The sequence below is a fragment of the Actinomadura xylanilytica genome (assembly GCF_030283145.1).
In the GTDB taxonomy this organism is placed as follows: Bacteria; Actinomycetota; Actinomycetes; order Streptosporangiales; family Streptosporangiaceae; genus Spirillospora; species Spirillospora xylanilytica.
Map to the genome: position 1 here is coordinate 491,834 of NZ_JASNWE010000002.1, position 23,649 is coordinate 515,482.

The window sequence follows — 23,649 nt, forward strand, 5'->3', positions numbered from 1 at the left end:
CCACCCCTTACAGGAAGATCGCCAGGTTCTGGGTGCGCAGGACGGTCTCGTCGACGAGCACCCTCCTGCGGGCGAGCCGGAGCGCGCCGTCGACGCGCCGCAGCACGTCTTCGCGGCCGGCCGAAAGCAGGTCGGCCTCGCGGTTGTCGCCCCTGCTGCGGAAGAGCAGCAGCGACGACTCGGCGCGCAGTTCGCCCCCGGCCGCGCGGAACGTGCGCACGTTCGTCACGAAGTGCCGGGTCCGGGACGGCGGATCCTCGGTCCAGGCGTGGTCGGTGGCGAAGCGGTCGACGCGTTTGCGCAGCGAATAGAGGTCCTCGTCGAAGTGCCCCATGTCCGGGAGGGTGTCGAAGCCGGCGCCGCGCGCGGTCGCGACCCGGACCGGCATCAGATAGCGGATGTCGTCAGTGAGCAGGTCCAGCCAGCCCGCATGGTCCTGACGGTCCAGGAGGGCCGCCTCCTCCACCAGGAACTGGTGGACGTCCAGGTGGTCCGGGTCGCTGTAGCGCACGAGCGTCATGTCCGGGCCCCCAGGTCGAGTCGTTCGGTGGCCGGCGGCGCGGTCTCCAGGTGGTCGAGCCACATCGACAGCCAGTGCCGCTGGTTGAACTCCCCGAACCCCTGCCTGGCCGTGCCGGGGCCGGAGAACGCGGTCATCGGGGGTGTGATCGGCTCACCGGCCGAGGTCAGGCCCATCCGGCTGTTGAGGTTGAAGCGGTGCGCCATGGAGCCGCCGGCCATCTCGGTGATCGACACCCAGTTCTCCACGTCGTCCTGCTCGAACATGCCCGAGCTGCCGAAGCACATGAGGTAGGCCTTGTAGGAGTCGCGTTTGAACGACTCGGGAGCGGCGCCGTCCACGGCGAACCACGACAGCACCTCGGTCTCGTTCTGCGACACCGGCTGCCACTGGCGGACGGAGATGAACGGCGCCACCGTCCCGGCCTCGTCGATCTGGGGCCAGTTGTGCACGAAGCTGAGGTTGGGGAAGAGTGTGGCGGCCGACACCATGAACCCGTCGTCCTCGACCAGCATCCGCTGCTGGGGCGACCACAGCGCCCCCATCCGCTCGATCATCTCCCCGGGGTAGCCGACGTAGCGGAGCTTCTCGGCGAAGTCGCCGGGTGGGAGCTTGTAGGTGGTCCCGGCTCCGGGTCCGGCGAAGTAGAGGGCGCCTTCCTTGCGCTTGTTCGCCTTGGGCTCCCGGAAGAGCCCGATGTCGACGACGCTCGCGTGCGTGTGGGGCGTGTGGTAGCTGTCGCCCGCGAAGTTCTCCGCGCCGATCTTCCAGTTGGCCTTCACCCGCCAGCGCTGCGGCCCGCGGAACTCCAGCCCGGCGGGGCTCTGGCGGGCGTAGAGGTCCAGGTAGAACGCGAAGTCTCCGAGATACTCCGGCAGGGGCGGCGCGTTCGGGTCGAGGCTGATGAAGACGAAGCCCCGGTAGGTGTCCATGGACGGTGCCGGGAGGAGTCGCTCTCCCCGCTTGGCGAACCCGTCCTCGCCGCCGTAGGCGTCCACGTGGAAGGGCAGCCCGGCCAGCCGGCCGTCGTTGCGGTAGGTCCAGGCGTGGTAGGGGCAGCGGAAGTGGGAGGCGTTGCCCAGCTCGGCCCGGCACACCTGCATGCCGCGGTGCAGGCACATGTTGAACATGACCCGGACGGTGCCCTGCTCGTCCCGGGCGACGATGAAGGAGTCGTCCAGCACCCGCCGCACCACGTAGTCGCCGGGCTCGGGCAGCTCCGACTCGTGCGCCACGAACACCCAGGCGCGTGAGAACAGGCGCTCGCGCTCCAGCCGGAAGACCTCCTCGTCGTTGTAGATGTATGCGGGGATCATGCCTCGCCGCACATCGGCGAGTGCCGTGACCGGATCGAACGTCATCGTGTCTCCTCCAACCGGCCGTACCCGGACCGACCGGTGCCGGACGGCCCCGGGGTGGACGCCCCGGAGCCGGGCAGGCCGAGGCCGGAGGCCTCGAGCCGGGCGAGCCGGTAGCGCCAGATCGACTCCTCGTTCAGCTCGGCGCCCAGGTCGGGCAGCTCCGCCACGTCCTCGTCCGGAAGACTCCGCGGTGCGCCGCCGGGGCGGCTCGCCTGGAGCGTCATCCGGGCCAGTGCCTCCACGTTGAGGGTCCGGACCACCGCCTGCGCGACGGTGGCGCCGGTGACGGTGACGCCGTGGCCGCGAAGCGCGCACACCGGCCGGTCGCCCATCGCCGCGAGCATGTCCCCGGCCAGGTCGGTGGTGCGGATGAGAACGCCCCGCTCGTACACCGGGATCCCCTCCAGCGCGAGCCGCATGGCCGGGATGTTGTACGCGCCGAAGATCGGCCGCAGCGGCAGCCGGGCCAGGTCGGCGGCCACGAGCGCGGGCGGATGCGCATGCACCACCACGGTCGCCTCCGGCCGCCGCCGCAGGGTCTCGGTGTGGATCGGCAGTTCGGCCGGGACGGCGTAGCCGTCGGGAAGCCGGTCGTATGGCCCGTCCAGCGGGACGGGCCGCACGTCCTCCGGCGTGGTGAACAGCAGTCCGCTCTCCTGTGGCCCGCGGCATCTGACCAGCATCCGGTCCGCGCCGATCCGCAGGCTCACATGGCCGAGGACGTCCTCGGCCAACCCGGCGTGCGCGAGCACCCGGCACGCGAGCGCGACCAGCCGCCGTTCCTCCCCGAACTCCATCCACACCCCTCAGAATCTGTACTCAGGAAAATTTTGCTGCCGCAAGTCTGCCCTGGAGAAAGTAGTTCTGCAATGATCCCCCTCACGAGCCGTTCGAGAAGGGGCCACCCGATGCAGAGCTGGATCCATGTACTGGAGTGGCGGGCGAACACCCGGCCCGACGTGCCCGCCCTCGTCGACGACCGCGGCCGCCGGCTCTCCTATTCCGAACTGCTGACCGCGGTCGAACGCGCGGCCGGCGGCTGGGCCGCCCAGGGCGTCGCCGCCGGCGACGTGGTGGCGGTGCTGGCCAAGAACAGCGCGGACTTCCTCGTGCACACCTTCGCCCTGATGCGCGTCGGAGCACTGCCGGCCCTGATCAACTGGCGCCTGTCCCCCGCCGAGCTGGCCGAACTGTTCACCCTGCTGGAGCCGGTGGCGCTGGCCGCCGACGCCGAGTTCGCCGAACGCCCGCTGCCCGGCCCCGCCGTCCGCGTCCGCATCGGCGGGGGCGGCCTCCCGGACGGCTGGACCGACGGCGCCGCACTCGACGCACCGCCCCCGCCCCGTCCGGAACTGTCGGGTGACACACCGATGGTGCTGGTGCACACCAGCGGCACGACCGGCCGCGCCAAGGCCATCCCGCTACGGCACGGCGCGCTGATCCAGAGCGTCGCCGCCTTCGCCCTGGAGATCGGTGACCAGGTCGCCGGCTCGCGGCACCTCCAGATCATGCCGCTGTTCCATCTCGGCGGATTCGGGCAGGCGATGCAGGTCGTGCTGACCGCCGGCACCCTGCACGTGCACACCGTGTTCCGGCCGCCGAGCACGGTCACCGCGATCGAGCGGGACCGGATCGAGTTCTTCACCGCGGGTCCCTCGCTCATCGACATGCTGCTCGCCGAGGTCCGCGCCCGCGACACCGCACCCGACCTGTCCAGTCTCGTGGAGATCGCCTACGGCACCGCGCCGATCACACCGGTCCTGCTCGCGGACGCGCTGGCGACCTTCGACTGCCGGTTCCGGCAGATCTACGGCAACACCGAGAGCCAGAGCATGATCAGTCTGCTCGCCCCCGAGGACCACCGGCTCGACCACCCGCATCTGGCCAGCGCCGGCCGGGTCTCCTTCGGGTGGGAGACCCGGATCGTCGGCCCGGACGGACGGCCCGGCGCGCCCGGCGAAGCCGGTGAGCTGCTGATTCGCGGAGAGTGCCTGTTCCGGGGCTACTGGCGCGCCCCGGAGGCCACGGCGGAGGCGTTCACCACCGACGGCTGGTACCGCACCGGCGATGTGGCACGCCTCGTCGACGGCTACCTCTACATCCTCGACCGCGCCAAGGACATGGTCATCAGCGGCGGCGAGAACATCTATCCGGCCGAGGTCGAGGCCGTGCTCGCCCGCCACCCGGCGGTGGGTGAGGTGGCCGTCATCGGGCGGCCGGACGCGCGCTGGGGCGAAGCGGTCCACGCCGTCGTGGTGCCCGTCGCCGACCTCACCGAGCCGGATCTGATCGCATGGTGCCGCGACCGGCTGGCGCACTTCAAGTGCCCGGTGTCGGTGGAGTTCGCCTCCGAACTCCCACGCACCACGACCGGCAAGGTGCTCAAGCGCGAACTGCGCGCACGCTACGAGATCCCGGCATGAGCGGCGCGGACCTGGGGCTTTCCTTCGCGCCCCACAGCGGCCTCGCCCCCGCGGAGATCGGACGGCTCGCCGCGGAGGCCGAGCGAGCCGGCTTCAACGACATCTTCGTCGCGGAGGGGCACGGCGATGCGCTGGCATCGTGTCACCCGGTCATCACCGCCACCGAGCGGGCGAGGGTCGGCACCGCGGTCGCCAACGCGGCCCTTCGCCCTCCTGTGCTGGCCGCCAAGACCGCCGCGCTGCTCGACGACGTGTCGGGCGGCCGGTTCCAGCTGGGGCTCGGCACCGCCAACGCGTTCATGAACAGCCGGTTCGGGGTCGGCCCCTCGCCTTCGCTCCAGATGATGAGCGAATACGTGCAGGTGGTCCGTGCGGTGCTGGCCGGCAGCCCGGACGGGTTCACCGGCCGCCTCTTCCAGACCGGCCACGTGCCGCTGGACCGCCCGCCCGTCCGCGCGGACCTGCCCATCCTGCTGGCCGCCATCGGTCCCAGGATGCTGGCGCTGGCCGGACGGATCGCCGACGGGGTGATCCTCAACCTCGTCTCGCCCCGCCAGGCCGGCCGCGCCGTGCAGGCCGTCCGGACCGCCGCCGCGAGCGCCGGACGCGACCCCGCCGCGGTCCAGATCGTCTGCGTCGTCCACTGCTGCCCGTCCGACGACGCCGAAGCCGCCGCGGCGGCCGCCCGCGCCGTCGTGCCGCGCTACGTGATGCACCCGGCGCTGGCCACGCCGCACGGCGCCGACCTGTCCAAGGCCCGCGCCCTCACCGCGTCCGGCGACCGCGCCGGCGCCGCGGAACACGTCCCGCAGCAGGTCGCCGACGCGTTCGTCGCGCACGGCGACGCCGGCACCTGCCGGGCACGCATCGCGCAGTACCGGGACGCGGGCGTCGACCTGCCCGTCCTGTTCCCCATGCCCGTCGCCGGCGACTGGACCTACGAACGCGTCATCGCCGATCTCGCCCCGCTCTCCCACCGCTGACCCCGGAGGTCCCCATGCAGCACGAACAGATCGTCGACCGGTTCTTCGCCGCCATCGAGGCCGGCGCGATCGACACCGTCCAGGACATCTACGCGCCGGACGCCGTCATCTGGCACAACGACGACCTCGTCGAGCAGACGGTCGAGGACAACCTCAAGGTCCTGGCCGGCCTGCACCGCGCGGTGTCGGGCATCAGCTACGAGATCGTTCGCCGCGCCGCGCTCGCGGACGGAGTCCTGCAACAGCACGTGCTCCGCGGCCGGCTCCCCGACGGCACCGCCGTCGCCCTGCACTGCGCGATGTACCTGCAGATCCGGGACGGCCACATCACCCGTGTCGACGAGTACCTCGACTCCGCCGCCCGCGGCCCCATCCGCAGGGCCCGCGAGAGCGTCTAAACCGTGGTTCAACGCCCGGCCCGGCGTCCTCGCCTGGCGGCTGTGTTTCCAACGCCCGGCCCGGCGTCCTCGCCTAGGGCTCGGACACCGACCGTGCTTGGGCGAGCGCTGCATCGCTCCGCGATCTGGCCGATGGGGCTCGCCTCCGGCTTCGCCCCACCGGCCAGGCAACGCGCTCGCGCGACGACCGAGGCAATTTGAGACAGACCCTAGGACTCCGGTGCCTCCGGCTGGAGGGCCCCGCCGGGAATCTGCGCCGCGCCTAACTCGACCTGCGGCCTCTACGGTGGTCAAGCCAGACGAAGAGAGCGTTAGAGGCCCTGACCGCGAAGGAAGGGTCGCCGCCACCGCTCAGCGACTGCGTGCTGATGAATTCCGCGTTGGGATTCCGGCGTCGTTCGTACTCGGCGTTGCTCTGCCCAGGAAGGCGCTTCTCGGTTGCGGTCATCGCCCCTCCACGGTGCGCAGACCACATGAGGGCCGCCGTCCCCTGCTGGTCACTGAGATCTGGCCGGGCGAACTCCATTCGGAAGCGGGCGGTGTCTACCCAGATCTTCCCAGTCGGACCAGTCGCCGTCCCGCGCGACCTGCCACACATGCCATAGATGACCGTTCACGCCGCGAACGAAGACCTCGATCCGTCCATCGGCTGAACTGTGCGCAGCGGGGTCGCCAGCCACCAGCAGCAGGTCACCATTCGGAAGCGGACGGTCCCTGCTGAGGTTCTGCCAGCCAGACCAATTACCATTCCGCGCAACCTGCCACACATGCCACAGATGACCATCCGCACCCCGAACGAACACCTCGATCCGCCCATCCGCCGAACCGTGCGCAGCCGGATCGCCAGCCACCACCAGCGGGCCATCATTCGGAAGCGGGCGATATCCGCTCACATCTTCCCAGTTAGACCAGCCGCCGTCCCGCGCGACCTGCCACACATGCCATAGGTGATCGTCCGCGCCGCGAACAAACACCTCGGTCCGCCCATCCGCCGAACTGTGCGCAGCGGGGTCACCGGCCACCTCCAGCACGTCACCATTCGGAAGCGGCCGGTGTCTAACCAGATCTTCCCAATCAGACCAGTCACCGTCCCGCGCGACCTGCCACACATGCCATAGGTGATCGTCCGCGCCGCGAACAAACACCTCGATCCGCCCATCCGCCGAACTGTGCGCAGCGGGGTCACCGGCCACCTCCAGCACGTCACCATTCGGAAGCGGCCGGTGTCTAACCAGATCTTCCCAATCAGACCAGTCACCGTCCCGCGCAACCTGCCACACATGCCACAGACGACCGTCCACACCCCGAACGAACACCTCGATCCGCCCATCCGCCGAACCGTGCGCAGCCGGGTCGCCAGCCACCGCCAGCAGGCCGCTCGGCATGAGCACGGTCGCTTTGGAGGAATCCGCGAAATGGTCCAGAATCTCGGTGAGACCGGGCCGTAGCCTCGGGTCTTTGGCCAGGCAGTCGCCGACCAGACCGGTGAGGTGGGAAGGGAGCCGGGTCAGGTCGGGGGTTTCGTGGACAATCCGGTAGACGATCGTTCCCGCCGGCCCTGTGCCGAAGGGGCCGTGTTCGGTTGCGGCGAATGTGAGTACCGCTCCCAGCGCGAACACGTCGCTGGGCGGCCCGACCTCTCGTCCGTCCGCCTGTTCGGGCGACATGTACCCGGGAGTCCCGAGCATGGTGGTCGAGGTATGGGCGTCATCCAGCGCACGGGCGATACCGAAGTCGATGACGCGGGGACCGTCGGCGGCGAGGATGATATTGCCGGGCTTGAGGTCGCGGTGCACAAGACCCTCATGGTGGATCGCGGCCAGTCCCTCCGCCAGTCCCGCTCCCAACGCGCTGAGCGCATCGTCGGCCAACGGCCCGTGTTCACGGACGGCTTGTTCAAGCGACAGGCCAGGGATGAACGCCGTGGCCAACCACGGGGAGTGCGCTGTGGTATCGGCGTCGACCACTTGGGCAGTGTAGAAACCGCCAACTCGCCGGGCCGCTTCCACCTCCTTGGTGAACCGGCGCCGAAACCCGGTGTCCTCGGCCAGTTCCGGGCGCACCACCTTGACCGCGACCGGCCGCCCACCTTGAGATCGGCCCAGGAACACCAGTCCCATCCCGCCTCCGCCCAGCCTCCCCTCCAGCCGGTATGGGCCCACCATGCCCGGATCACCCGGCCGCAACGGCTCCATCCAGAGACACCTCCCCGAGAAACACCCATCTCTCAAGCAAGTTGAGATCATCTCAAACCGCTCATCTTCGGGAGAAGCATCTCGACGTACCTTGTCGAGATGCGGTGTCATCGCCGTCGTCCAGCGTCCAGTCGGCTCGACAAGCCCTCGTGGATCGGCTCCGAGAGCTGAGGCTGGACGCTGGACCGACGAGACGCGAGCCGTCCCGCGCGTGTGGCCGGCACGAGTCCAGGAGCTCTGCATCGGATGCGTCCGCCGACGAAGCAGAGGGCGCCGCCTACCCCTGCATACGGCGACGGCACGTCTTGCGCGAAGGAGGCCGCCGCTTCGAGTTACGTCCAGGCGTTCGGGGGGCTGTCAGCGATGGCGGTCCGCGGTGTAATGGCGCGGAGTCTCCTGGCCTCGGCGATTGAAGCGCTGAGATTCCGGCTTTAGCGGGCCGAGCCGCGGTCAGGGGAGGGCGGGGACCTTCGGGCCAGCGTCGGTCCATCCGACCTGGAGGTAGACCTGCCCGGCAGGTACGCCGGGAATGCCCGGGACGGTGCGCGACGTCACCAGCACGAGCGAGGACCTCGTGTCGATGATCATCTTGTCGGCGGTGCCGCCCCGGCCCTTGGTGCGCACCTCGACCCCCTTGCGGCCGCGCTCGTCGGTGACCTTGCCGCCGACGGTGACTCCGGGCATGGCGGCGAGCACCCGGTAGGCGGCGGCGCGCACCTTCGGTTGTGCGGGGAGATGGGAGAGCAGGTCGGTCAGGCAGCCCTGCACGAGCTGGTCCCTGGAAAGGGACCCCGGAACGGGCTTCTCGGGCGGAAGCATCCGGCTGAGGGTGTTCTTCAGCGCAGCGGGGTCGGTCGGCAGTGCCTGAACCTGCTTGAGCGACATCCCCTTGTCGCAGAGCAGGAAGGCATCGGTGCCGGAGTCCTTCTCCAGCCGGGCGGGGAGACGCTCCCCGTTCGGCTTGCCGTCCTTCCGCCAGGCGACCCCGTCCTTGGCGGACATGGGCACGCTGTCGAGCCCGCGGGATCCCATCCAGGTCTGGCCGTCCGGCCTGGCCCACTGCTCGTTGACCTGCTGGCTGACCAGCCAGTAGTCCTGCCCGTTCCGCAGCATGTGGATGGCGCGCTTCTGCAGCTTGCGGACGTGCCAGTACTTCCCGGTGGCCGTCGCGGCCTCAGCCTGCTCGGCGGCGGTGAGCAGCACGGTCTGGGCCGACATCGGCTCCACGGTGGTGGGATCGGGCGCGGGGGACACGGTGCGGAGCCCAGCGTCACAACGCCCGCGACGGCGGCAGCCGTGGCGGCCAGGCCGAAGCCGCTCCACAGGACGGGACGCCGCCAGGCGGGGCGGGCGGGGCGTTCCGGCTCCCGCATCCCGTTGACGAGCTCGCGGGCAGGGCCAGCGCGCGAGCGAGCCGCGGCTGCATGTCATCGGAGGCCACCACGTTGAGGACGCGGTCCTCGTGGCCGTCCGTCGGGGGTTCGGCGCCGAGCCGGGCCAGGGCCCGGTAGCGGCGCGTCTCGGTCCGGCGGTGCTGGGCGATGAGGTTGGTCGCGATGCCGAACAGCCAGGGGCGGACCGTCCCGCGGGCCGGATCGAAGGCTGCGCGGCGGCGGAACGCGGTGAGGAACGTCTCGGCGACGACGTCGTCGGCCGCCTGCGTACCGAGGCGTCCCGCGACATAGCGGTGGACATCGGCGAAGTACCGGTCGTAGACGGCGGTGAAGCTGTCACTGTCGCGGACGGACGCGGCGAGCAGCGCCGCGTCGTCCGCCCGGTCGGTCTCGGGCGGGGCGGTCACTCAGCCGCCCCTTGCGTGGGGTCGGGCATCAGGCACCTCCAGGGGGGATCGTCATCCCCTACTCCGCCGGACCCTGGTTTCGCTTTCGCACCCGCCTCGACAAACTTTCGCGGACGCGGCGTCCGGACGCGGCGTCCGGGCGGTGGACGTCCGTTTGACCTCGGGGTGCGTGGGTGCTGAGAGATACCGCTCTTACCGGTACAGAGGCAGACCGGTTCGGTACAGGTCAGCGAAGGCGAGCTCGGCGGGATCCGCGAACCGGGGTGTGATCAGGGCCGCCGGGACGGGAGCACGCAGAACTCGTTGCCCTCCGGGTCGGCGAGGACGACCCAGGGGGCATCGGCGGGCTGGCCGACGTCGGTGCGGGTGGCGCCGAGGTCGATGAGGCGTTCGACCTCGGCTCCCTGGTCGTCGGGGGGGCGGAGTCCACGGTCTTGCTCACGCCAACGTTTACAACGGCCTCGGACGAGGCCGGACCGTGTTGGATGCGCCGTGGACCTACCCAAATGCAGATTCGGCCCTCACATGTCGTACCGACCTTGTAGACGCGCGGCGAGGCGATTCCGGAGCGGCTCGTAGTCGTGCTCGGGGAACAGGGCCGGCAACACTTCGAGCATGTCCTCCAGTCGCCTCCGCACGGACGCGAACTCCTCTTCACCCAGTGGCGCCTGGGTGAAGAGGAGCTGCCACATGAAGGCGCCCTTGGTCGTCTGCAAGGTGTTCAGGTACTCGCGATAGCCGATGTCCAGCTTCCAGTCGCCGTATTGCCGGTCGGTCCACCAGATCTCGGGCTCGCCCCCGCCCGGAAGCAGCCGCAGCCCGACGATCTGGCCCGTTCCCGTGTACGGGTGAACGTCGATGACGCGCAACTGCGAGGCCGGGAATTCCCCGTCATCGTCGCCCCAGGGTTCGATCTCATCGATCGCCGGGGGCCCTGCCCGTCCGATGTGACCCACGAAGAACTCCCCGGCGACCCTGGCTTTCGCGGCCACGGTCTGCCACTGGCGGCCGAGCCCATGGAATCGCAGCTGGCACTGGCCCAGTCCGGCGGGCGCGGTCACCTTCTGGGGGTGCACGAGGGTCTCCCACGCGGCGGCGGCATCGGCGAGCCCGGTGTCGAACTCACCTTCGTGACGCTGAAGGACCTCGATCCCCGGATGGTCGTCCAGGTCTTCGCAGACCTTGCGCCATCCGGCCTCGTACGCCGTCAGTTCCGCCATCACGTACCGCCCGCCATCCCTTGATCAACTGGCTGGGCGGAACGATACAGGGAGACCGCGAGTCCTTCCGGAGCCCAGGTCAGGGGTTCAGGTCGCCGACGTGATGCTCGGCGGCGGCGCCGAACCGGAGTACCCAGGCGTGCGCCTCGTGCGGTGAGGGGTCGCCGCCTAGGGCGATAGCCGCGAATGAGGGCTCCTTGGCGCCTTGCCACAGATCCTGCCACTGCTCGTACCGGAGACAGAGGTAGAGCACCCCGTTCAGCTCGGCGAGCGTCTCGATGCCGCGGACGTCGGCACGGGAGAGGTCGAGCCCTTGGAGCCGGGGAAGGGTGCGCAGGACGTCCAGGTCGACGGGGTGGTCCGAAACGAGCCGGAGGGCCTCGACAGAGGTGTCGCACAGGGCCGCGAGGTCGTGGGCATCGCCGGTCAGCGTCACGTGCCGCATCGCGTCCCTCCCGGGTGCGCCGCCCTCACGCGGCAGCCCGATGTCGATGTGCAGGTAGAGGTCGAGATCCTCGCGTTCGAGGTCTTCTTCGTCCAGGTACCGGTTCAGGACGTCGAGGTCGATGTCCTCCGGGTCGAGATCTTCGAGGGCTTCGAGGTCGGGATCGTGGGTGCGGAGGGTGTAGTCGCCGCGCTCAAGCGCCTCGACGTGGCGTCGCAGCAGCGTGGTGACGGAGTCGGCGACGTACACAGCCCCGTAGCCCTTGCTGATGTGGACGACCTGACCGGGACGTCCGGACGGGCCAGGGTCCAGGTCCACGGCAAGGAAGTCTCCGCCGGTGTTGGTGGCGAACCGGACCCACCCGTCGCGGTGCACCGACTGCCGCACCGCTCCCCGCGGAACAGAGTCGGCGACGCGCCACCAGGGATCGCCCGTCCACGTCAGTGTGGGAGACCAGACGCGGGACCGGTCGAGCGTGTGCTCCAGCGCGAACCAGGTCTGGTTCCCCAAGAGCATGCCTTCGTCGCTCTCGCCGTCGGCCTCGCCGTAGAGGGCCATCAGATCGGACGGCAGCGCGGCGCCGTTCTCCCGCGGGAGCCGTGCCCGGACGGCCGCGTCGAGCGGTGGATGAAGGTCGTGCTCTCGCCCGAGGATCCCGGCGCGAAGGCGGAGGTACTCGCGGAACAGCCGGACGGCCTCGTCCGGATCACCCGCGAACGTCGGGTCGGCGGGCCCTTCCTGCTCATCGCCCGGTTCGGCCGGGAGATTGCCGGGCTCGAGCACCAGCAGCAGCCGATCGGGGCCCGAGACGGGGCGCTCGGCCGCCGGGCTGGTGAAGGCCTCGAACCGGCCGGACGGCTCGACGACCAGGTCGAGGTCGAGCCGGCCCGGCGCCACTTCGCCGAAGTAGAACGTCCAGTTCGGGTCACCGACGATGTCCACGTCCATCCCGGTGGTGCTGCCGTTGGGCCGGTCGTACCAGGCGGCGTGAACGGCCGAGCCGGTTCCGCTCCCCGATGCCCGCACCCGTCCGCGCCGCCATCCCTCCGGTGCGGCCTCGGCGACCTTACGAGCCAGGTGCTCGAGAAGCTGGGCATGGGTGATATCTCGTCGACGCGTCATCCAGGGGTCTTAACAGCCGCCACCGACATCTGGGGCACGGATTCACCACATTCGTCCGTCCGTCTCAGTCGACGGCGTTACCGGCGGCCGCCGAACTCCCACGTGTGGACCTCGATGTCGGCGTACCGGTGCGGGGCCAGGACGGCGCGCGCCGTGTCCGCATCCGGTGCCTTGACCAGCACCGCCGTGCCCAGCCACGTGGTGCCGTCGTCGGACAGCAGCGGCCCGAAGGCGATCAGCTCGTCCTGGTCGGACGGGACGGCGAGATCGGCCCCCTGCTCCGGGCCGAGGCCGAGGACCAGGAACCTGTTGCCGCCCGTCCGGCCACCGGGGAAGTCCCACATGGTGCGCCCCAGCATGTTGCGCCACCGGCGCAGCAGCACGTCCCGGTACGTGCCGGCCTGGTAGCCGGGCTCGTCGAAGGCGAACGCGCGGGCGGCGGCGGGATCGGACAGGTCAACGATGTGCACGCTGCCGGTGGGCGTGTCGCCATCGCCGGCGAGCGTCGGGCCGCGGGCGATCAGCTCCTTCTCGAAGCCGTCCATGTAGGACCAGTGCTCTTCCACCAGCTCCTCGCGTAGCGTCACAGAACCTGGCCGGTCACGGTGGTAGCAGAAGAACTCCATGACCACAGTATGGTCGAGCCGATGAACCCGCCCCAGCCGCAAGCTCTGGCGGAGGGCGCGCTCGGTGTGGCGCTGCTGCACATCGGCGCGGCGACCTCGCCGCTGCGCGGCCCCTACTGACCGAGGCGGTTGCCGGCGGGGTCAGCACCGGCGCGAACGCGTCCCTGTTCCACGGCGCTCCCGCGCTGGAGTTCGTACTCGGCTGCGCTGGCCGCACAGATCGCAATGTCCAGGCCGCCGTCAGCTGCGGGAACGTCCGATACTCACCCAGCAGGTCGACCTCGGCGAAGGTGACGCATCGGTCTTTGCGGGAGCGGCGGAGCGCGACGTCCAGGAGGACGCAGCGGCCGGACTCCCAGCGCAGTGTCTCATCGGCCAGGAGGGGGCGGGCGGCGTCGAGGGACGTCGCGGCGAAGGTGGCCGAGAGCCGTCCGGGGTCGGCCTCGAACAGGGCGGGGCCGAGTAGGGGGCGGCGGTGGAGCGGGCCCGGCCGCCGAGCGTCCGGTGGGCTTCGTACAGAACCACATCGGCGCCCTGTTCGGCGCTGGTGATGGCGGCGGTCAGACCGGCCAGGCCGCCGCCGATCACAGTGACGGTGGGGTTCATACCGTCAAGGACGCAGCACAGGCCCGCCCTGTGACACCACGCCGGCCGGCCTCTCCGGGTTCACGACGAGATGGCAGGTGCTGATCGCGGCCGGTGATCTGTGGGCGATGGGACGGTCGCCGGCGTGATCAGAGAGTCCACCAGCAGTAGAGCCGCTCGCCTTTTTCGACGGCACCATGAGCAAAATCGGAGAACATCTTCAGGAAGTCGCCCAATACTTCTGGAGTGACCACCCCCGACAATTCATCGGTGTCGGCCCACACCTTGGCCACGTCCTGGAGGCGTGGGACGTTCGCCGAGGCCAGCGCGTCGCGGAGCGTGTCGGTGACGGTGACGGCGGACGCCTCCACAACGCCCATCTCTTCCGAGTCGTCCAGGGAGCCGCATTGGCGCGGATCGGCGAGGATCTCGTCGAATGAACGGCCGGTGAGAATGGACTCCAGAGTTCCGAGCGCCACGCACGGATCGATGGACTTGGCGGACAGGGTGTCGAAGCCCTGGCGTTCCGGCCCGCCCATGCCAGGCTCCACACAGGCCGCTTCGGCGTCGTCCTTGGCAATATAGTACTCGATGATCATGAGCGGGATTATTCACGATCCCCGCCGAGCATTCCACGCATTCCGGTTCCCGTCATCGCGGCTTGGCCCGGAACGCCCGGCGGTAGGCGCCCGGCGTGGTTCCCAGGGCGCCGAGGAAGCGCCTGCGGAGATTGGTGGCCGAGGACAGGCCGACGCGGCGGGCGATGGCGTCCAAGGGCAGGTCGGACGACTCCAGCAGGTCCCGGGCCGTGGCGATCCGCCGGGCGAGCAGCCACTTCCCCGGGCTGGTGCCGAGCTGATCGGCGAACCGCCGGGCGAGGGTGCGCGTCGAGACGCCCTCGTGCGCGGCCATGCTCTCGATGGTCACGGGTTCGCCGAGTCGCCCGGTGATCCACTCCAGCAGCGGCGCGAGCGTGCCGTCGATCTGCGCGGGGTGCGGCGGCGCCGAGTACTGCAACTGCCCGCCCTCGCGGTAGGGCGGCATGACCATGGTCCGGGCGATATGTGCGGCGTGCCGGGCGCCCTGGTCGCTGCGGACCAGGTGCATGCACAGGTCGATGCCGGCCCCGGCACCGGCACTGGTGGCCACGTCACCGTGGTCGGCGTACAGCACATCCGGGTCGACCCGGATCTGCGGGAAGCGCACGGCGAACTCGTCCACCAGCGCCCAGTGGGTGGTCGCGTGCCGTCCGTCCAGCAGACCGGCGTGCGCCAGCGCGAAGGCGCCGGAGCAGATGCTGACCACCCGCGCTCCGCGGGAGTGCGCGCGGCGCAGTGCCCGGACGACCGCGGATGAAGGGGGCTCCTTGGTGGGCAGCCAGCCCGGAACGATCACCGTGTCCGCCCGGTCGAGTGCGTCCAGCCCGTCGGTCACGAGCATGTCGTACCCGGCGTGCGTCGCGACCGGGCCAGGGCGCTCCGCGCACACGCTGAAGGCGTACCGCGTCGGAAGTCCCGGCCGCTCGATCCCGAACACCTGGGCGGCGCAGGCGAGTTCGAAGGTCGACTGCGGTGGGCGGACGAGCGCCATCACTCGATGCATGGCAGGAAAGTACCGTGGACTGTCATTCCTGACACTCGGCGGGACGGCGGTGGGCCGCCAGGCTGGTCCCATGACGACAGAACAGAGGACGCCTGCCTGTACGTGGTCCGCCGTCCAGGATGCCCCGATCCGCGAACTCTTCCCAGGCATCCGGCTGCGCCCGCTGTGGAACGGGGACCATGGCGCGAAGGCATCTGTGCTGGAGATGGACGCGAACACCTGCTGGCAGGGGGTCGACGTCCACGAACCGGGTCCCGAGGAGGTCTTCGTGGTCTCCGGCGTCTTCAACGACGGCGACCGGGACTACCCGGCCGGCTCTTTCATCCACGCCCCCGCGGGTTCCTCGCACGTCCCGCAGACGACGACGGGCTGCACGCTGTTCCTCTTCTATCCGGAAGGCTAGATCCCACGGCAGCGCGGATTTCTTCATGGACACGCACCGTCCTGGGCGAGCGCGTCCGACCTGCGAGTGGCGGCGATAACACATCGATAAGGCGACTTGCTAGATTCCTTTCAGGAACCGGGAGGGAATAATCTAATGTCGCGATTCAAGTTTTCGTCTCCGCAGATGGTCGGGGCTCTGGCGGCTGCGGCCGTATTCGTCGGCACGGGAGTCATCGCGCCGACCGCATCTGCCGACAGCAACCCGTCCGGCTGCCCTCAGGGATACTTCTGCGCCTACTCCAAGAGCGACCAGAAGGGGAGTCTCCTACTGAAGGTGGACGGTAAGTGGAGTGGGTCCATCAAGCAGGTCGGGTCCGTCTTCAACAATGGCGTGCAGTATCCGGGTGCCGACCATGCATACGTGACCTACGCGCCGGGGTCCGGCAGCAACATGACGCGGTGCCTCCACTTCAACCCGGGGCCCGGACACAAGGCGAACATCAGTGGGAGCACCCTCAAGAGCGTGACGTGGGGCGGGGAGTGCCCCTGAGCGACGAGCGGCGGGCGCCGCCTCGGGGCGCGCCGCCCGGGTGGAGCGGGGGCACTCAGGCCGGCTTGAGTACGTTCGCTGATGTGGTCTTGGCCTGCGGCCGGTCATCCTGTTCACATGGAGACCTCGCGCTGGCGCCCCTTCGCGCTCTTCCTCAAGGCGGCTCTGGCCGCTCTTCTGGCGCTCGCCCTGATCTTTCCGCATTGGGACCGTTTCGCCGACAAGGCGATGGGCGTCCGTGCGGTCGCCTATCCGGTGGCCGTCATGCTGGTCGTGTCGATCTGGGCGCTGCGGGGGCGTCGGGGTGCTTTTCCTTGGGACATCGACCTGCTGTTGACCGCTCCCTTCTTCGTCGACGTCGCGGGGAACGCCGCCGACCTGTACGACGGCGTCGGTTGGTTCGACGACGCCTGCCATTTCGGGAACTGGGCGCTGCTCAGTGCTGCCGCCGGGCTCGCTCTTCAGCGCTGGAGCCCGCTGCCGCCTTGGGCGCTGGCCCTGTCCTGCGCGGGGATCGGCGCCATCACCGCGATCCTGTGGGAGTTCTCCGAATACTGCATCTTCATCCTCAACACCCCTGAGTCGGTCACGATCTACCGCGACACCATCGGCGATCTCATGCTCGGCCTGCTCGGCGCCACCGCAGCGGGACTCGCTACCGCGGTGCTCGCCCGGCGGCGGATCCGGGCGAGCGACGAAGGGGTGTTGAGCGCGGCTGCGAATGCCCGCTGACCCCCGCCGGGGCTACGGGGATCCGGTCAGGCTGCCGAGGTCGGCGATCACCTCCGAGGCGGTGACCGGGTCGAGGTCGTCGAAGCGCAGGGGCTCGTGCGGGTCGGGCTCGCGGGTGGGGTGGGACGCGATCCAGACCGCCTCGATGGTCTGCTCTTCGCTGATGCCTTCGTAGTAGGAGTAGCGGATTCCGGGACTGAGCCTCGCCACGACGTGCCGCCCGGCGGGGTCGGCGCGCGCGATCCACGCTCCGTCCTGGTCCGAATGCCAGCGGGACTGCGAGATGCCCTTCGCCTTGCCGTACGGGATGGTGAGCCCGTCGAACCGTTCCAGGCGCGCGCTCGCGCCTTCCTTCTCGGTGAGCGCGTGCACGGTGCGGCCGAGCTGCGGGAACGGCTGGAGGATCTCGTAATCGGAGAACAGTTCGGACCACGCGCCGAGCGCCTCGCCCAGATGCACCGGATGCGCGACGCCGATCCGGGCCCCCTCGGGGAGGGAGAACGCGTCGTCGTCCGCGTCGGCGAACGTCCGGTCTTCGGCGATGCGGAACGCGGTGGCGCGGCCGTCGTGCTCGGCCAGCCACACCAGCCGGCGGACGATGTGCCACAGCAGCGGGTGGGCGACGAACAGGCCGGTGAACTCGTCGGCCGTCCAGCGCCGCCCGGCCGTCATGGCCGCCTCCAGCCGCCGGATCTGCTCCACCGCGACGGTCTTGACGTCCTTCTTCAGCCCGGCGAACGCCGCGTGGGCGGTGGGCGCCAGCGCGGGGTCGTCGGTGGCGGCGGGCTTGGGCAGGCTCTTGCGGCGCTTGCCGTCCTCGGTGACCACGTGCGGTACGAGCTGCTCGTCGAAACCGACCTGGAAGCGGCGCGGGCCGTAGTCAAAGGCCATGCCGCCCTCGGCGTCGAGTCCGAAATCGGGCACGGCCCGGTCGGCGAGCTGCTCCTCGCTCAGGCCGCGCGCGGCGGCGAGGGCGGAGATCTTCTCTTGCGCCTTGGTCTTGAGGCCCTTGTACTTGAGCTTCTGCGCGATGCCGTACAGGTGCGTCAGCGCGACGTCGGTGCCGATGGCGGCGAGCACGTCCAGCCCCCGCACGGCCTTGACGTGCCCGCCCTCGCCGGGCAGGGCGCGGATCACCGGGGAAAGGCGCCGCACCGTCCCGTCGTCGCCGAGGACGCCGAGCTGGGAGAACGCCCAGCCGTCCTTGGACGGTGCGCCCCGCCCCTCCCACCTCAGGTACAGCGCCCAGGAGAACTCGGCGAGGGACGCCGGATCGCACAGGTCGCGGACCACGTCGAGCCCCGCGTACTCCTCCCCCGGTTTCGACATCGCCAGCATGGTCAGCAGGTGCCCGACCGCGGACGCGGGCAGGGCGCTCTCGCGTCCGCGCAGCAGGATCTGCGGGAGAGCGTCCAGGTCGGCCCACTCGGGGGGTTTCGGGATGCGGGCGGGGACGATCTCCAGCGGATCCATCGCCAGCATCGTCCGCACGGCCTGTGCCGCCTCGTCACCGTAGACGCCCGCCGCCGCGCAGACCGCCTCGTCGCCCTGATCGGCGGCGAGCAGCCGCAGTGCGCCCTCGGCGTTGCGGCGTTCCCCGCCCGCCTTGCCGAGCGCCGCCGGGACCAGCAGCGGCACCGCGTCCAGGCCGTGCCGCTGGAACCAGCGCCGCGCGCTTTCCCGCGCGCCGCTGAGCCGGGCGAACCAGTCGGCCATGAGCGCGGCGACCGCGGCGTCGCGGTACGGCAGCAGCAGGTCGGCACGGTGCGCCGGGGCGGACATGGCGGCGCGCAGCGCGAACGGCAGCGCGTCGACCTCGAACCGGGCAGTGACGGCCGGCATCACCATCGCGGCATACGTCGTCTCCCTGGGGTGCCAGTCGGCGACCAGCGGGCGGGCCGCGTCCTCGGGCCCGGAGACGAAGATGTGCTTCTCCAGGTAGGGGTTGCCGCATCCGTCCGCATAGTCGGCGATCAGCTTGGCCCACTCCTCCGGGGTTTTCCCCGAGACGGTCCACACGAGCCCTTGGGCCAAACGCAGCCTCCCCTCGCGTTCGCCCGGCGCCCAGGCGATCAGCTGTTCGGCGGGCGGGCGGAGACCGTCGATGACGACCGGTGCGCGCTTCGCCCGCGCGCGCGTCCACGGCGGCTCGGTCAGCAGCCGGGGCAGCTCGTGCGCGGGCGCCTCCGCGTACCGCGCTGACGTGACCGCCAGCGGCTCGACGATCTTGCGGGTCTCTGCCGGGAGAGCGGACAGCACAGCCGCGCCGAGCCCGGGCTCGGACCGCAGCCGTCCGCGGATCAGCTCGGCGACGCCGAGCGAGGTCGTGGACGTACCGGCCGCGATCGGAGCCAGCAGCCGCGCCGCCCGCACGGGGAAGCGCGCCATAGCGGCGAGCAGCGCGGGCCGGGCGGCCTTGTCGCCGATCTGGTCGACCAGGGTCTGGAACGCCTCGTCGGTGGGCAGTTGGGCGATCGCGTCGAGCGACGCCCGGTGTTCCGGTTCATCGGGCCAGATGAAGGATCGGACGAGGATCCCCAGCGCGTCCGGTCCGACTCCGGCGACCAACGTGGCGGCGGTGTCCTGGGCGCCGTCCTCGGGAACGTGCGCCGAGCGGCCGACCAGGCGGGCCTGGCCTGGGGAGCCGAGGGACCGGAGCAGCATCCGTTGCAGGACCTCGACCCGCCAGTACGTGGTGTCGGCGCAGCACTCGTCGACCCAGTCGAGCCGCGTCGGCACCAGGTATCCGGCCAGCAGCCGGCGCAGCGGGGTGCCCCGGTGCGCGGCCAGGCCGTCGACGGCCTCCTGATGGTCGCGGTCGGACGCGGCGGCCATGAAGGTGCGGAACCGGCGGGTGACCGTCTCATCGGACCACCAGTAGGAGCCGATGACGTACGAGCCGTCGGCCCCGCCGTCCCAGCGGAGCCCGCCCTCGCTGAAGTACATCCCGCCGAGTTCGGCGAACGCGCGCGCCGCGAAGGCCAGCCCGTGCGCCGAGATCCAGTGATCGGCGAACCCCGCGCTGACGGCGCCGCGGACCCGGCCCCGGTCGACGATGATGTAAGCGACCGCCGCCGCGCCCACCGGGTCGTCCGCGCCGTCCAGATGGGCCCGCACCCGCGCGCCCAGTTCCGGAGCGGTATCGGACGACGCGAGCACCTCCTCGATCGCGGGAAGCGCCCCCTCGACCAGCCCCCGGACCGCCCGGACGGCGGCGTCGTCGACCTCGATCGCGGGCACCGGCACCCGCCCGTCGCCCCGCCGCGGATGGATCCGCCCGAACCACGCGTCCGGGATCACCAGGGTGTCCTCGTCCGGCAGGAGGGGACTCGGCTCGGGTCGTGACTGCACGCTCATGCCACCCGAACCTAGACACCCCCACCGACAGAATCCCGTGCCCCCCATCAGCGCGCGGGGAGACCGGCGTGACCTCAGAGATCGTGTCGGTTTACCCCATGGCCGCGTCTGGTCAACGGCGCACAGCGGCGGCGCCGATCTGTGTACATGAGAGATGGCGTCACTCGCCGCGCGTCAACACTTCCGATCTTCGGTCGGCATGCACATCTGGAGAGCGCCCTGTGCGAGAAATGATCAAAGGTGCCAATGTCGACCTGGCAGGGCTGACCGATGCCTCGGGGCCGGTCGTCGTCAGCCTCGGCTACACCGATCCGTCGGGCACGGGCGAAGCCGATGTCTCGGTACTGCTGCTCAACGCCTCCGGCAAGGTGCGCAGCGACGCCGACCTCGTCTTCTACAACCAGCCGGCCACCGTGGACGAGTCGGTGCGGCTCCTCGGCAAGACGCCGACCGGCAGCGGGACCGAGGACCGGATCCTGATGGACCTCGGGACGCTCGCATCCGACGTCCACCGCGTCGTCGTGGCGGCCAGCCGTCACGGCGGTGCGACGTTCGGCGCGCTCAACGACCTCCGGCTGGCCCTGTCCGATAGTGCCGGCGAGGCTCTGCTCGCGTTCGACATCACCGACGCGAGCGTGGAGACCGCGTTCATCTTCGGCGAGCTGTACCGGCGGGACGACGGCTGGAGGTTCCGGGCGGTCGGTCAGGGATACGAATCGGGCTTGGCCGGGCTCGCGACCGATTTCGGGATCATCGTCGATGAGAGCGACGACGTTCCCGCGGAGGATGAGGCCCTGGCGGACGGGGCCCTGGGGCAGAACGACCCGCCGACCGGCCCGAAGGAGGCCTCGGGCGAGAGCGACGGTGAGGTCAAGGCCAAGGTCGGCGCCAAGGCCGAGGGCGGAACCGGAGGTACCGGGGACGAGGAACCTGCCGGCCGGTCCGAAGGCCGCCGTCGGCCCGAGCGGGTCCGCACCGCGAAGAAGAAGATCACGCTGCCGCGCACTGCGAGCGTCGACCTCGCCGACGATCCCTCGTGGCAGGCCGCCCGGTTGTTCTCGGTCACCGGGCTCCGCAACGACCAGGAACGCGAGGCCCGCGCGACGTCCACGCTCCTGGCGGTCATGGTGGAGGTACCCGAGTTCGGCAGGCGGGTCACCGGACGGTTCAACGCCCCCGCGGGCACCGTCCAGACCTTCGCGGAGACCACCTTCAAGCACGGCGACGCCAAGGTTCGCCCGGACGGCGTCATCAGGGTGGCCCGCGCGGGCCGCATCTGGACCGCGCTCGTCGAGACCAAGACCGGCGGCAACCCGCTCAAGAAGGAGCAGGTCGAGTCGTACCTGGAGGTCGCGGCCAAACACGGCTACGAGACCGTCATCACCCTGTCCAACGAGCTGGGCATCGACGGCGAGCATCCGCTGAGCGTCGACCGGCGACGCCTGCGCAAGGTCGGCCTCCGCCACCTCTCGTGGGCCGAGGTCGCTCATGAGGCCCACATGCTCTGCCACCACCACGGCGTCGCTAACCCGGCCCACGCATGGCTACTGAAGGAGTTGCTCGACTACCTCGGCCAGGCCAACGCCGGCTGCCACGGATTCCAGGACATGGGCCCCGGATGGGTGCCGGTGCGCAACGCCATCACCGCCGGCACCCTCCGGCTGGGCGACAAACGCGCGATGCAGGTGGCCGAGAGCTGGGAGAAGCTCGTCCGGCAGCTCTGCCTGCACCTCAGCGGGCAGACCGGGTCCACTGTCGCCCCAGTCCTGCGCAGGAAGCGGGACGGTGACTCGGCGGTCCGCCGGTTGCAGACCGTCAGCACACTCGTGGAGTCCGGCCGGATGAGCGCCGAGATCCGGCTCCCGAGCGCCCCCGGTCCCGTGCTCATCGAGGCCGATCTGCGCACGGGGCAGATCGAAACGTCTGTCGAGGTGCCCTCCGCCGTGCGAGCGCGGGCCCTCACCCGCGTGCAGTGGCTGCTCAGGCAGTTGGCTGAGGCTCCGCCAGAGCTGCGCGTCGAGGCTCTCTCGCCAGGAAGCGACACCGGCCCCTGCGATCTCCTCAAGAACCTCAAGGCCGAACCCGGACTCCTCGTCCCCGACGGCAAGGCGGAGATCATTTCGTTCCGGCTGACCCTGCCGACCGGCATGGGAACCAAGCGAGGCACCGAAGAGACCGGTTTCGTCCGCAGCGTGGACGCGGCCATGAGTCGCTTCCACGAGGTCCTCCAGATGCTCAAGCCTGAGGCGGCGTCCGCACCGGAGCGCTCGTCCGGCAGTTGAGCGTTGCCGCGCGGGGTGGGTCAGATGGGTTCTCGGACGGTGATCTCGGTCAGGGGGACGGTGCGGCGGAGCTGGTCGTGGAGTTCGGCGAGGCGCCGGTAGGCGAGGGCGTCGCGGCGGGCGAGGCGGGTGCGGGTCGGTTCGGGGAGCATGAACCAGCAGACGCGGCAGAGGTAGTGGCCCTCCTTCTTGCGTCCCCCGCACGACTGGCAGGTGACGGCCGCCGCGGACTTGCCCGCCGGGCGTGGTGGACGCGTCGCGCCCGCGGGCGGGCGCATCCCGGGGGCGGGCAGGCGTGGGGCGGCCACGGACGGGCGTGGGGCGGCCACGGACGGGCTTGCGGTCGTGGGCCTGCTGGGAGTCGCGGGCGGGCTCGCCGGCGCGGATGGGCTGGGCGATGGGGCGGGGAGGGCCTTGGGGGTGGGGGCCGGGACTTCCTGGGGTCGCTGGGCGTCGAGGCGGGTGATGAGCATCCGGACCGCGTCCGGGGTCCTCATGGTGTCGGGGACGGGACGGCCGGTCCGGTCGGCGACGAGGGCGCGGACGGCGGCGTCGGAATGCCTGAGCTCCCCGGCCTCGTCGCGGACGGCCGTCTCGGCGTCGCCGAGCTGCTCCCACATGCCGGTGATCGCGTTGCACTCGTGCTGGATCCGCGCGACGAAGTCGCGGAACGCCTCGCTGGGCGGGGCGTGGGCGGGACGGTGGACGGAGTCGTAGGCGACGGCGAGGGTGGCGTGGACCTGGGCGGCGGCCAGGCCGTCCCCGCTCGCGGGGTGGTTGAGGAGGGCCTCGGCCACCCGGTAGTGCTCCGGTCCGGTCAGGCCGTCCGACCCGGCCTTGGCGAGCAGACGGTCGAGCTCTGACGGGGTGTCTCCGATGGCGCTCACCACGACCTCCGTTCATTACGCAGCGTTTCACTGGAAACGCTAGACGTAGTCGGGCGCCGCCGCCATGCGCGAGGAGGCGGGTCTCATCCCCAACACCGGCGTGCGGTCTGATTTGCGCAAAACGCCGATGGCGGGGCCGGTGCTGGGAAGGAAACGTGGAGCGGCGTTCTGTCCGT

General features: G+C 70.5%; 21 protein-coding genes and 1 pseudogene. 7 read left to right on the forward strand and 15 right to left on the reverse strand.

The window, feature by feature from the left end; translation table 11 throughout:
• Positions 1-7: 7 nt before the first annotated feature.
• The 3 genes from QP090_RS13345 to phtC are packed head-to-tail and all read right to left on the reverse strand — an operon-like array spanning position 8 to position 2,678.
• Positions 8-520: a 3-phenylpropionate/cinnamic acid dioxygenase subunit beta gene (locus QP090_RS13345; RefSeq protein ID WP_285939088.1), complete on the reverse strand. Its 513-nt coding sequence runs from the start codon at positions 518-520 to the stop codon at positions 8-10.
• Positions 517-1,881: a Rieske 2Fe-2S domain-containing protein gene (locus QP090_RS13350; RefSeq protein ID WP_285939090.1), complete on the reverse strand. Its 1,365-nt coding sequence runs from the start codon at positions 1,879-1,881 to the stop codon at positions 517-519. The genes QP090_RS13345 and QP090_RS13350 overlap by 4 nt, the downstream gene beginning before the upstream one ends.
• Positions 1,878-2,678: a 3,4-dihydroxyphthalate decarboxylase gene (gene phtC / locus QP090_RS13355; RefSeq protein ID WP_285939091.1), complete on the reverse strand. Its 801-nt coding sequence runs from the start codon at positions 2,676-2,678 to the stop codon at positions 1,878-1,880. Before phtC ends, QP090_RS13350 begins: the two co-directional genes overlap by 4 nt.
• A 111-nt stretch (positions 2,679-2,789) precedes the next feature.
• On the opposite strand from phtC, the gene QP090_RS13360 reads away from it, so the two are divergent.
• The 3 genes from QP090_RS13360 to QP090_RS13370 are packed head-to-tail and all read left to right on the forward strand — an operon-like array spanning position 2,790 to position 5,685.
• The gene (locus tag QP090_RS13360) at positions 2,790-4,304 is read left to right on the forward strand and encodes a class I adenylate-forming enzyme family protein (RefSeq protein WP_285939093.1); all 1,515 of its coding nucleotides are present in this window, start codon (positions 2,790-2,792) and stop codon (positions 4,302-4,304) included.
• Positions 4,301-5,287 carry an LLM class flavin-dependent oxidoreductase gene (locus tag QP090_RS13365; protein WP_285939095.1) on the forward strand — a complete coding sequence of 329 codons (987 nt, stop codon included), beginning with the start codon at positions 4,301-4,303 and terminating at the stop codon, positions 5,285-5,287. Before QP090_RS13360 ends, QP090_RS13365 begins: the two co-directional genes overlap by 4 nt.
• Positions 5,288-5,301: 14 nt before the next feature.
• A complete protein-coding gene (locus QP090_RS13370) occupies positions 5,302-5,685 on the forward strand; it encodes a nuclear transport factor 2 family protein (RefSeq protein ID WP_285939097.1) in 384 nt (127 codons plus the stop codon).
• A 497-nt stretch (positions 5,686-6,182) separates the two neighbouring features.
• Here the strand turns inward: QP090_RS13370 and QP090_RS13375 are convergent, their stop codons facing one another.
• The 10 genes and pseudogenes from QP090_RS13375 to QP090_RS13420 form a co-directional block, all read right to left on the reverse strand.
• Positions 6,183-8,123 carry a DUF8189 domain-containing protein gene (locus QP090_RS13375; RefSeq protein WP_349666488.1) on the reverse strand — a complete coding sequence of 647 codons (1,941 nt, stop codon included), beginning with the start codon at positions 8,121-8,123 and terminating at the stop codon, positions 6,183-6,185.
• A gap of 207 nt (positions 8,124-8,330) precedes the next feature.
• Positions 8,331-9,203 carry a CU044_5270 family protein gene (locus QP090_RS13380; RefSeq protein WP_285939099.1) on the reverse strand — a complete coding sequence of 291 codons (873 nt, stop codon included), beginning with the start codon at positions 9,201-9,203 and terminating at the stop codon, positions 8,331-8,333.
• Positions 9,151-9,681 (reverse strand): RNA polymerase sigma factor, encoded by a 531-nt coding sequence (locus QP090_RS13385; protein ID WP_285939101.1) that lies wholly within the window; start codon positions 9,679-9,681, stop codon positions 9,151-9,153. Before QP090_RS13385 ends, QP090_RS13380 begins: the two co-directional genes overlap by 53 nt.
• Positions 9,682-9,950: 269 nt before the next feature.
• Positions 9,951-10,187: a VOC family protein gene (locus QP090_RS37530; protein ID WP_349666489.1), complete on the reverse strand. Its 237-nt coding sequence runs from the start codon at positions 10,185-10,187 to the stop codon at positions 9,951-9,953.
• A gap of 15 nt (positions 10,188-10,202) precedes the next feature.
• Positions 10,203-10,901, reverse strand: coding sequence for a hypothetical protein (locus QP090_RS13395; protein WP_285939102.1), 699 nt, complete (start codon positions 10,899-10,901; stop codon positions 10,203-10,205).
• Positions 10,902-10,980: 79 nt separating this feature from the next.
• The gene (locus tag QP090_RS13400) at positions 10,981-12,468 is read right to left on the reverse strand and encodes an SMI1/KNR4 family protein (protein ID WP_285939104.1); all 1,488 of its coding nucleotides are present in this window, start codon (positions 12,466-12,468) and stop codon (positions 10,981-10,983) included.
• Between the two features lie 77 nt (positions 12,469-12,545).
• Entirely contained in the window at positions 12,546-13,094 is a 549-nt protein-coding gene (locus QP090_RS13405; RefSeq protein WP_285939106.1) for a YciI family protein, read from the reverse strand.
• 456 nt (positions 13,095-13,550) lie between these two features.
• Positions 13,551-13,700 (reverse strand): annotated as a pseudogene (locus QP090_RS13410) (FAD-dependent oxidoreductase); the annotation flags it as partial.
• 128 nt (positions 13,701-13,828) lie between these two features.
• Complete coding sequence (locus QP090_RS13415) at positions 13,829-14,278, reverse strand: hypothetical protein (RefSeq protein WP_285939108.1); 450 nt, start codon at positions 14,276-14,278, stop codon at positions 13,829-13,831.
• A gap of 52 nt (positions 14,279-14,330) precedes the next feature.
• Positions 14,331-15,281 (reverse strand): helix-turn-helix domain-containing protein, encoded by a 951-nt coding sequence (locus QP090_RS13420; RefSeq protein WP_285939109.1) that lies wholly within the window; start codon positions 15,279-15,281, stop codon positions 14,331-14,333.
• 70 nt (positions 15,282-15,351) lie between these two features.
• On the opposite strand from QP090_RS13420, the gene QP090_RS13425 reads away from it, so the two are divergent.
• From QP090_RS13425 to QP090_RS13435, 3 genes are all read left to right on the forward strand, one after another.
• Positions 15,352-15,684, forward strand: a complete 333-nt coding sequence (locus tag QP090_RS13425) for a cupin domain-containing protein (protein ID WP_285939110.1) — start codon at positions 15,352-15,354, stop codon at positions 15,682-15,684.
• 165 nt (positions 15,685-15,849) lie between these two features.
• Complete coding sequence (locus QP090_RS13430; protein WP_285939111.1) at positions 15,850-16,215, forward strand: peptidase inhibitor family I36 protein; 366 nt, start codon at positions 15,850-15,852, stop codon at positions 16,213-16,215.
• A gap of 117 nt (positions 16,216-16,332) precedes the next feature.
• A complete protein-coding gene (locus QP090_RS13435) occupies positions 16,333-16,947 on the forward strand; it encodes a DUF2238 domain-containing protein (protein WP_285939113.1) in 615 nt (204 codons plus the stop codon).
• Between the two features lie 12 nt (positions 16,948-16,959).
• Here the strand turns inward: QP090_RS13435 and QP090_RS13440 are convergent, their stop codons facing one another.
• Complete coding sequence (locus QP090_RS13440) at positions 16,960-20,304, reverse strand: DUF4132 domain-containing protein (protein WP_285939114.1); 3,345 nt, start codon at positions 20,302-20,304, stop codon at positions 16,960-16,962.
• 230 nt (positions 20,305-20,534) lie between these two features.
• Here QP090_RS13440 and QP090_RS13445 point away from each other — a divergent pair, with 230 nt between their 5' ends.
• Positions 20,535-22,586 carry a TerD family protein gene (locus QP090_RS13445; RefSeq protein WP_285939115.1) on the forward strand — a complete coding sequence of 684 codons (2,052 nt, stop codon included), beginning with the start codon at positions 20,535-20,537 and terminating at the stop codon, positions 22,584-22,586.
• Between the two features lie 20 nt (positions 22,587-22,606).
• Here the strand turns inward: QP090_RS13445 and QP090_RS13450 are convergent, their stop codons facing one another.
• Positions 22,607-23,473: a hypothetical protein gene (locus QP090_RS13450; RefSeq protein ID WP_285939117.1), complete on the reverse strand. Its 867-nt coding sequence runs from the start codon at positions 23,471-23,473 to the stop codon at positions 22,607-22,609.
• Between the last annotated feature and the right edge of the window lie 176 nt (positions 23,474-23,649).

What these genes read in the sequence shown, in the direction of transcription:
- QP090_RS13435 (WP_285939113.1), top strand. Translation starts at nt 16,333, where the DNA reads ATGGAGACCTCGCGCTGGCGCCCCTTCGCGCTCTTCCTCAAGGCGGCT.
- QP090_RS13415 (WP_285939108.1), bottom strand. Translation starts at nt 14,278, where the DNA reads ATGATCATCGAGTACTATATTGCCAAGGACGACGCCGAAGCGGCCTGT.
- QP090_RS13360 (WP_285939093.1), top strand. Translation starts at nt 2,790, where the DNA reads ATGCAGAGCTGGATCCATGTACTGGAGTGGCGGGCGAACACCCGGCCC.
- QP090_RS13365 (WP_285939095.1), top strand. Translation starts at nt 4,301, where the DNA reads ATGAGCGGCGCGGACCTGGGGCTTTCCTTCGCGCCCCACAGCGGCCTC.
- QP090_RS13350 (WP_285939090.1), bottom strand. Translation starts at nt 1,881, where the DNA reads ATGACGTTCGATCCGGTCACGGCACTCGCCGATGTGCGGCGAGGCATG.
- QP090_RS13405 (WP_285939106.1), bottom strand. Translation starts at nt 13,094, where the DNA reads ATGGAGTTCTTCTGCTACCACCGTGACCGGCCAGGTTCTGTGACGCTA.
- QP090_RS13440 (WP_285939114.1), bottom strand. Translation starts at nt 20,304, where the DNA reads ATGAGCGTGCAGTCACGACCCGAGCCGAGTCCCCTCCTGCCGGACGAG.
- phtC (WP_285939091.1), bottom strand. Translation starts at nt 2,678, where the DNA reads ATGGAGTTCGGGGAGGAACGGCGGCTGGTCGCGCTCGCGTGCCGGGTG.
- QP090_RS13375 (WP_349666488.1), bottom strand. Translation starts at nt 8,123, where the DNA reads ATGCAGAGCTCCTGGACTCGTGCCGGCCACACGCGCGGGACGGCTCGC.
- QP090_RS13420 (WP_285939109.1), bottom strand. Translation starts at nt 15,281, where the DNA reads ATGCATCGAGTGATGGCGCTCGTCCGCCCACCGCAGTCGACCTTCGAA.
- QP090_RS13400 (WP_285939104.1), bottom strand. Translation starts at nt 12,468, where the DNA reads ATGACGCGTCGACGAGATATCACCCATGCCCAGCTTCTCGAGCACCTG.
- QP090_RS13370 (WP_285939097.1), top strand. Translation starts at nt 5,302, where the DNA reads ATGCAGCACGAACAGATCGTCGACCGGTTCTTCGCCGCCATCGAGGCC.
- QP090_RS13430 (WP_285939111.1), top strand. Translation starts at nt 15,850, where the DNA reads ATGGTCGGGGCTCTGGCGGCTGCGGCCGTATTCGTCGGCACGGGAGTC.
- QP090_RS13425 (WP_285939110.1), top strand. Translation starts at nt 15,352, where the DNA reads ATGACGACAGAACAGAGGACGCCTGCCTGTACGTGGTCCGCCGTCCAG.
- QP090_RS13445 (WP_285939115.1), top strand. Translation starts at nt 20,535, where the DNA reads ATGATCAAAGGTGCCAATGTCGACCTGGCAGGGCTGACCGATGCCTCG.
- QP090_RS13395 (WP_285939102.1), bottom strand. Translation starts at nt 10,901, where the DNA reads ATGGCGGAACTGACGGCGTACGAGGCCGGATGGCGCAAGGTCTGCGAA.
- QP090_RS13345 (WP_285939088.1), bottom strand. Translation starts at nt 520, where the DNA reads ATGACGCTCGTGCGCTACAGCGACCCGGACCACCTGGACGTCCACCAG.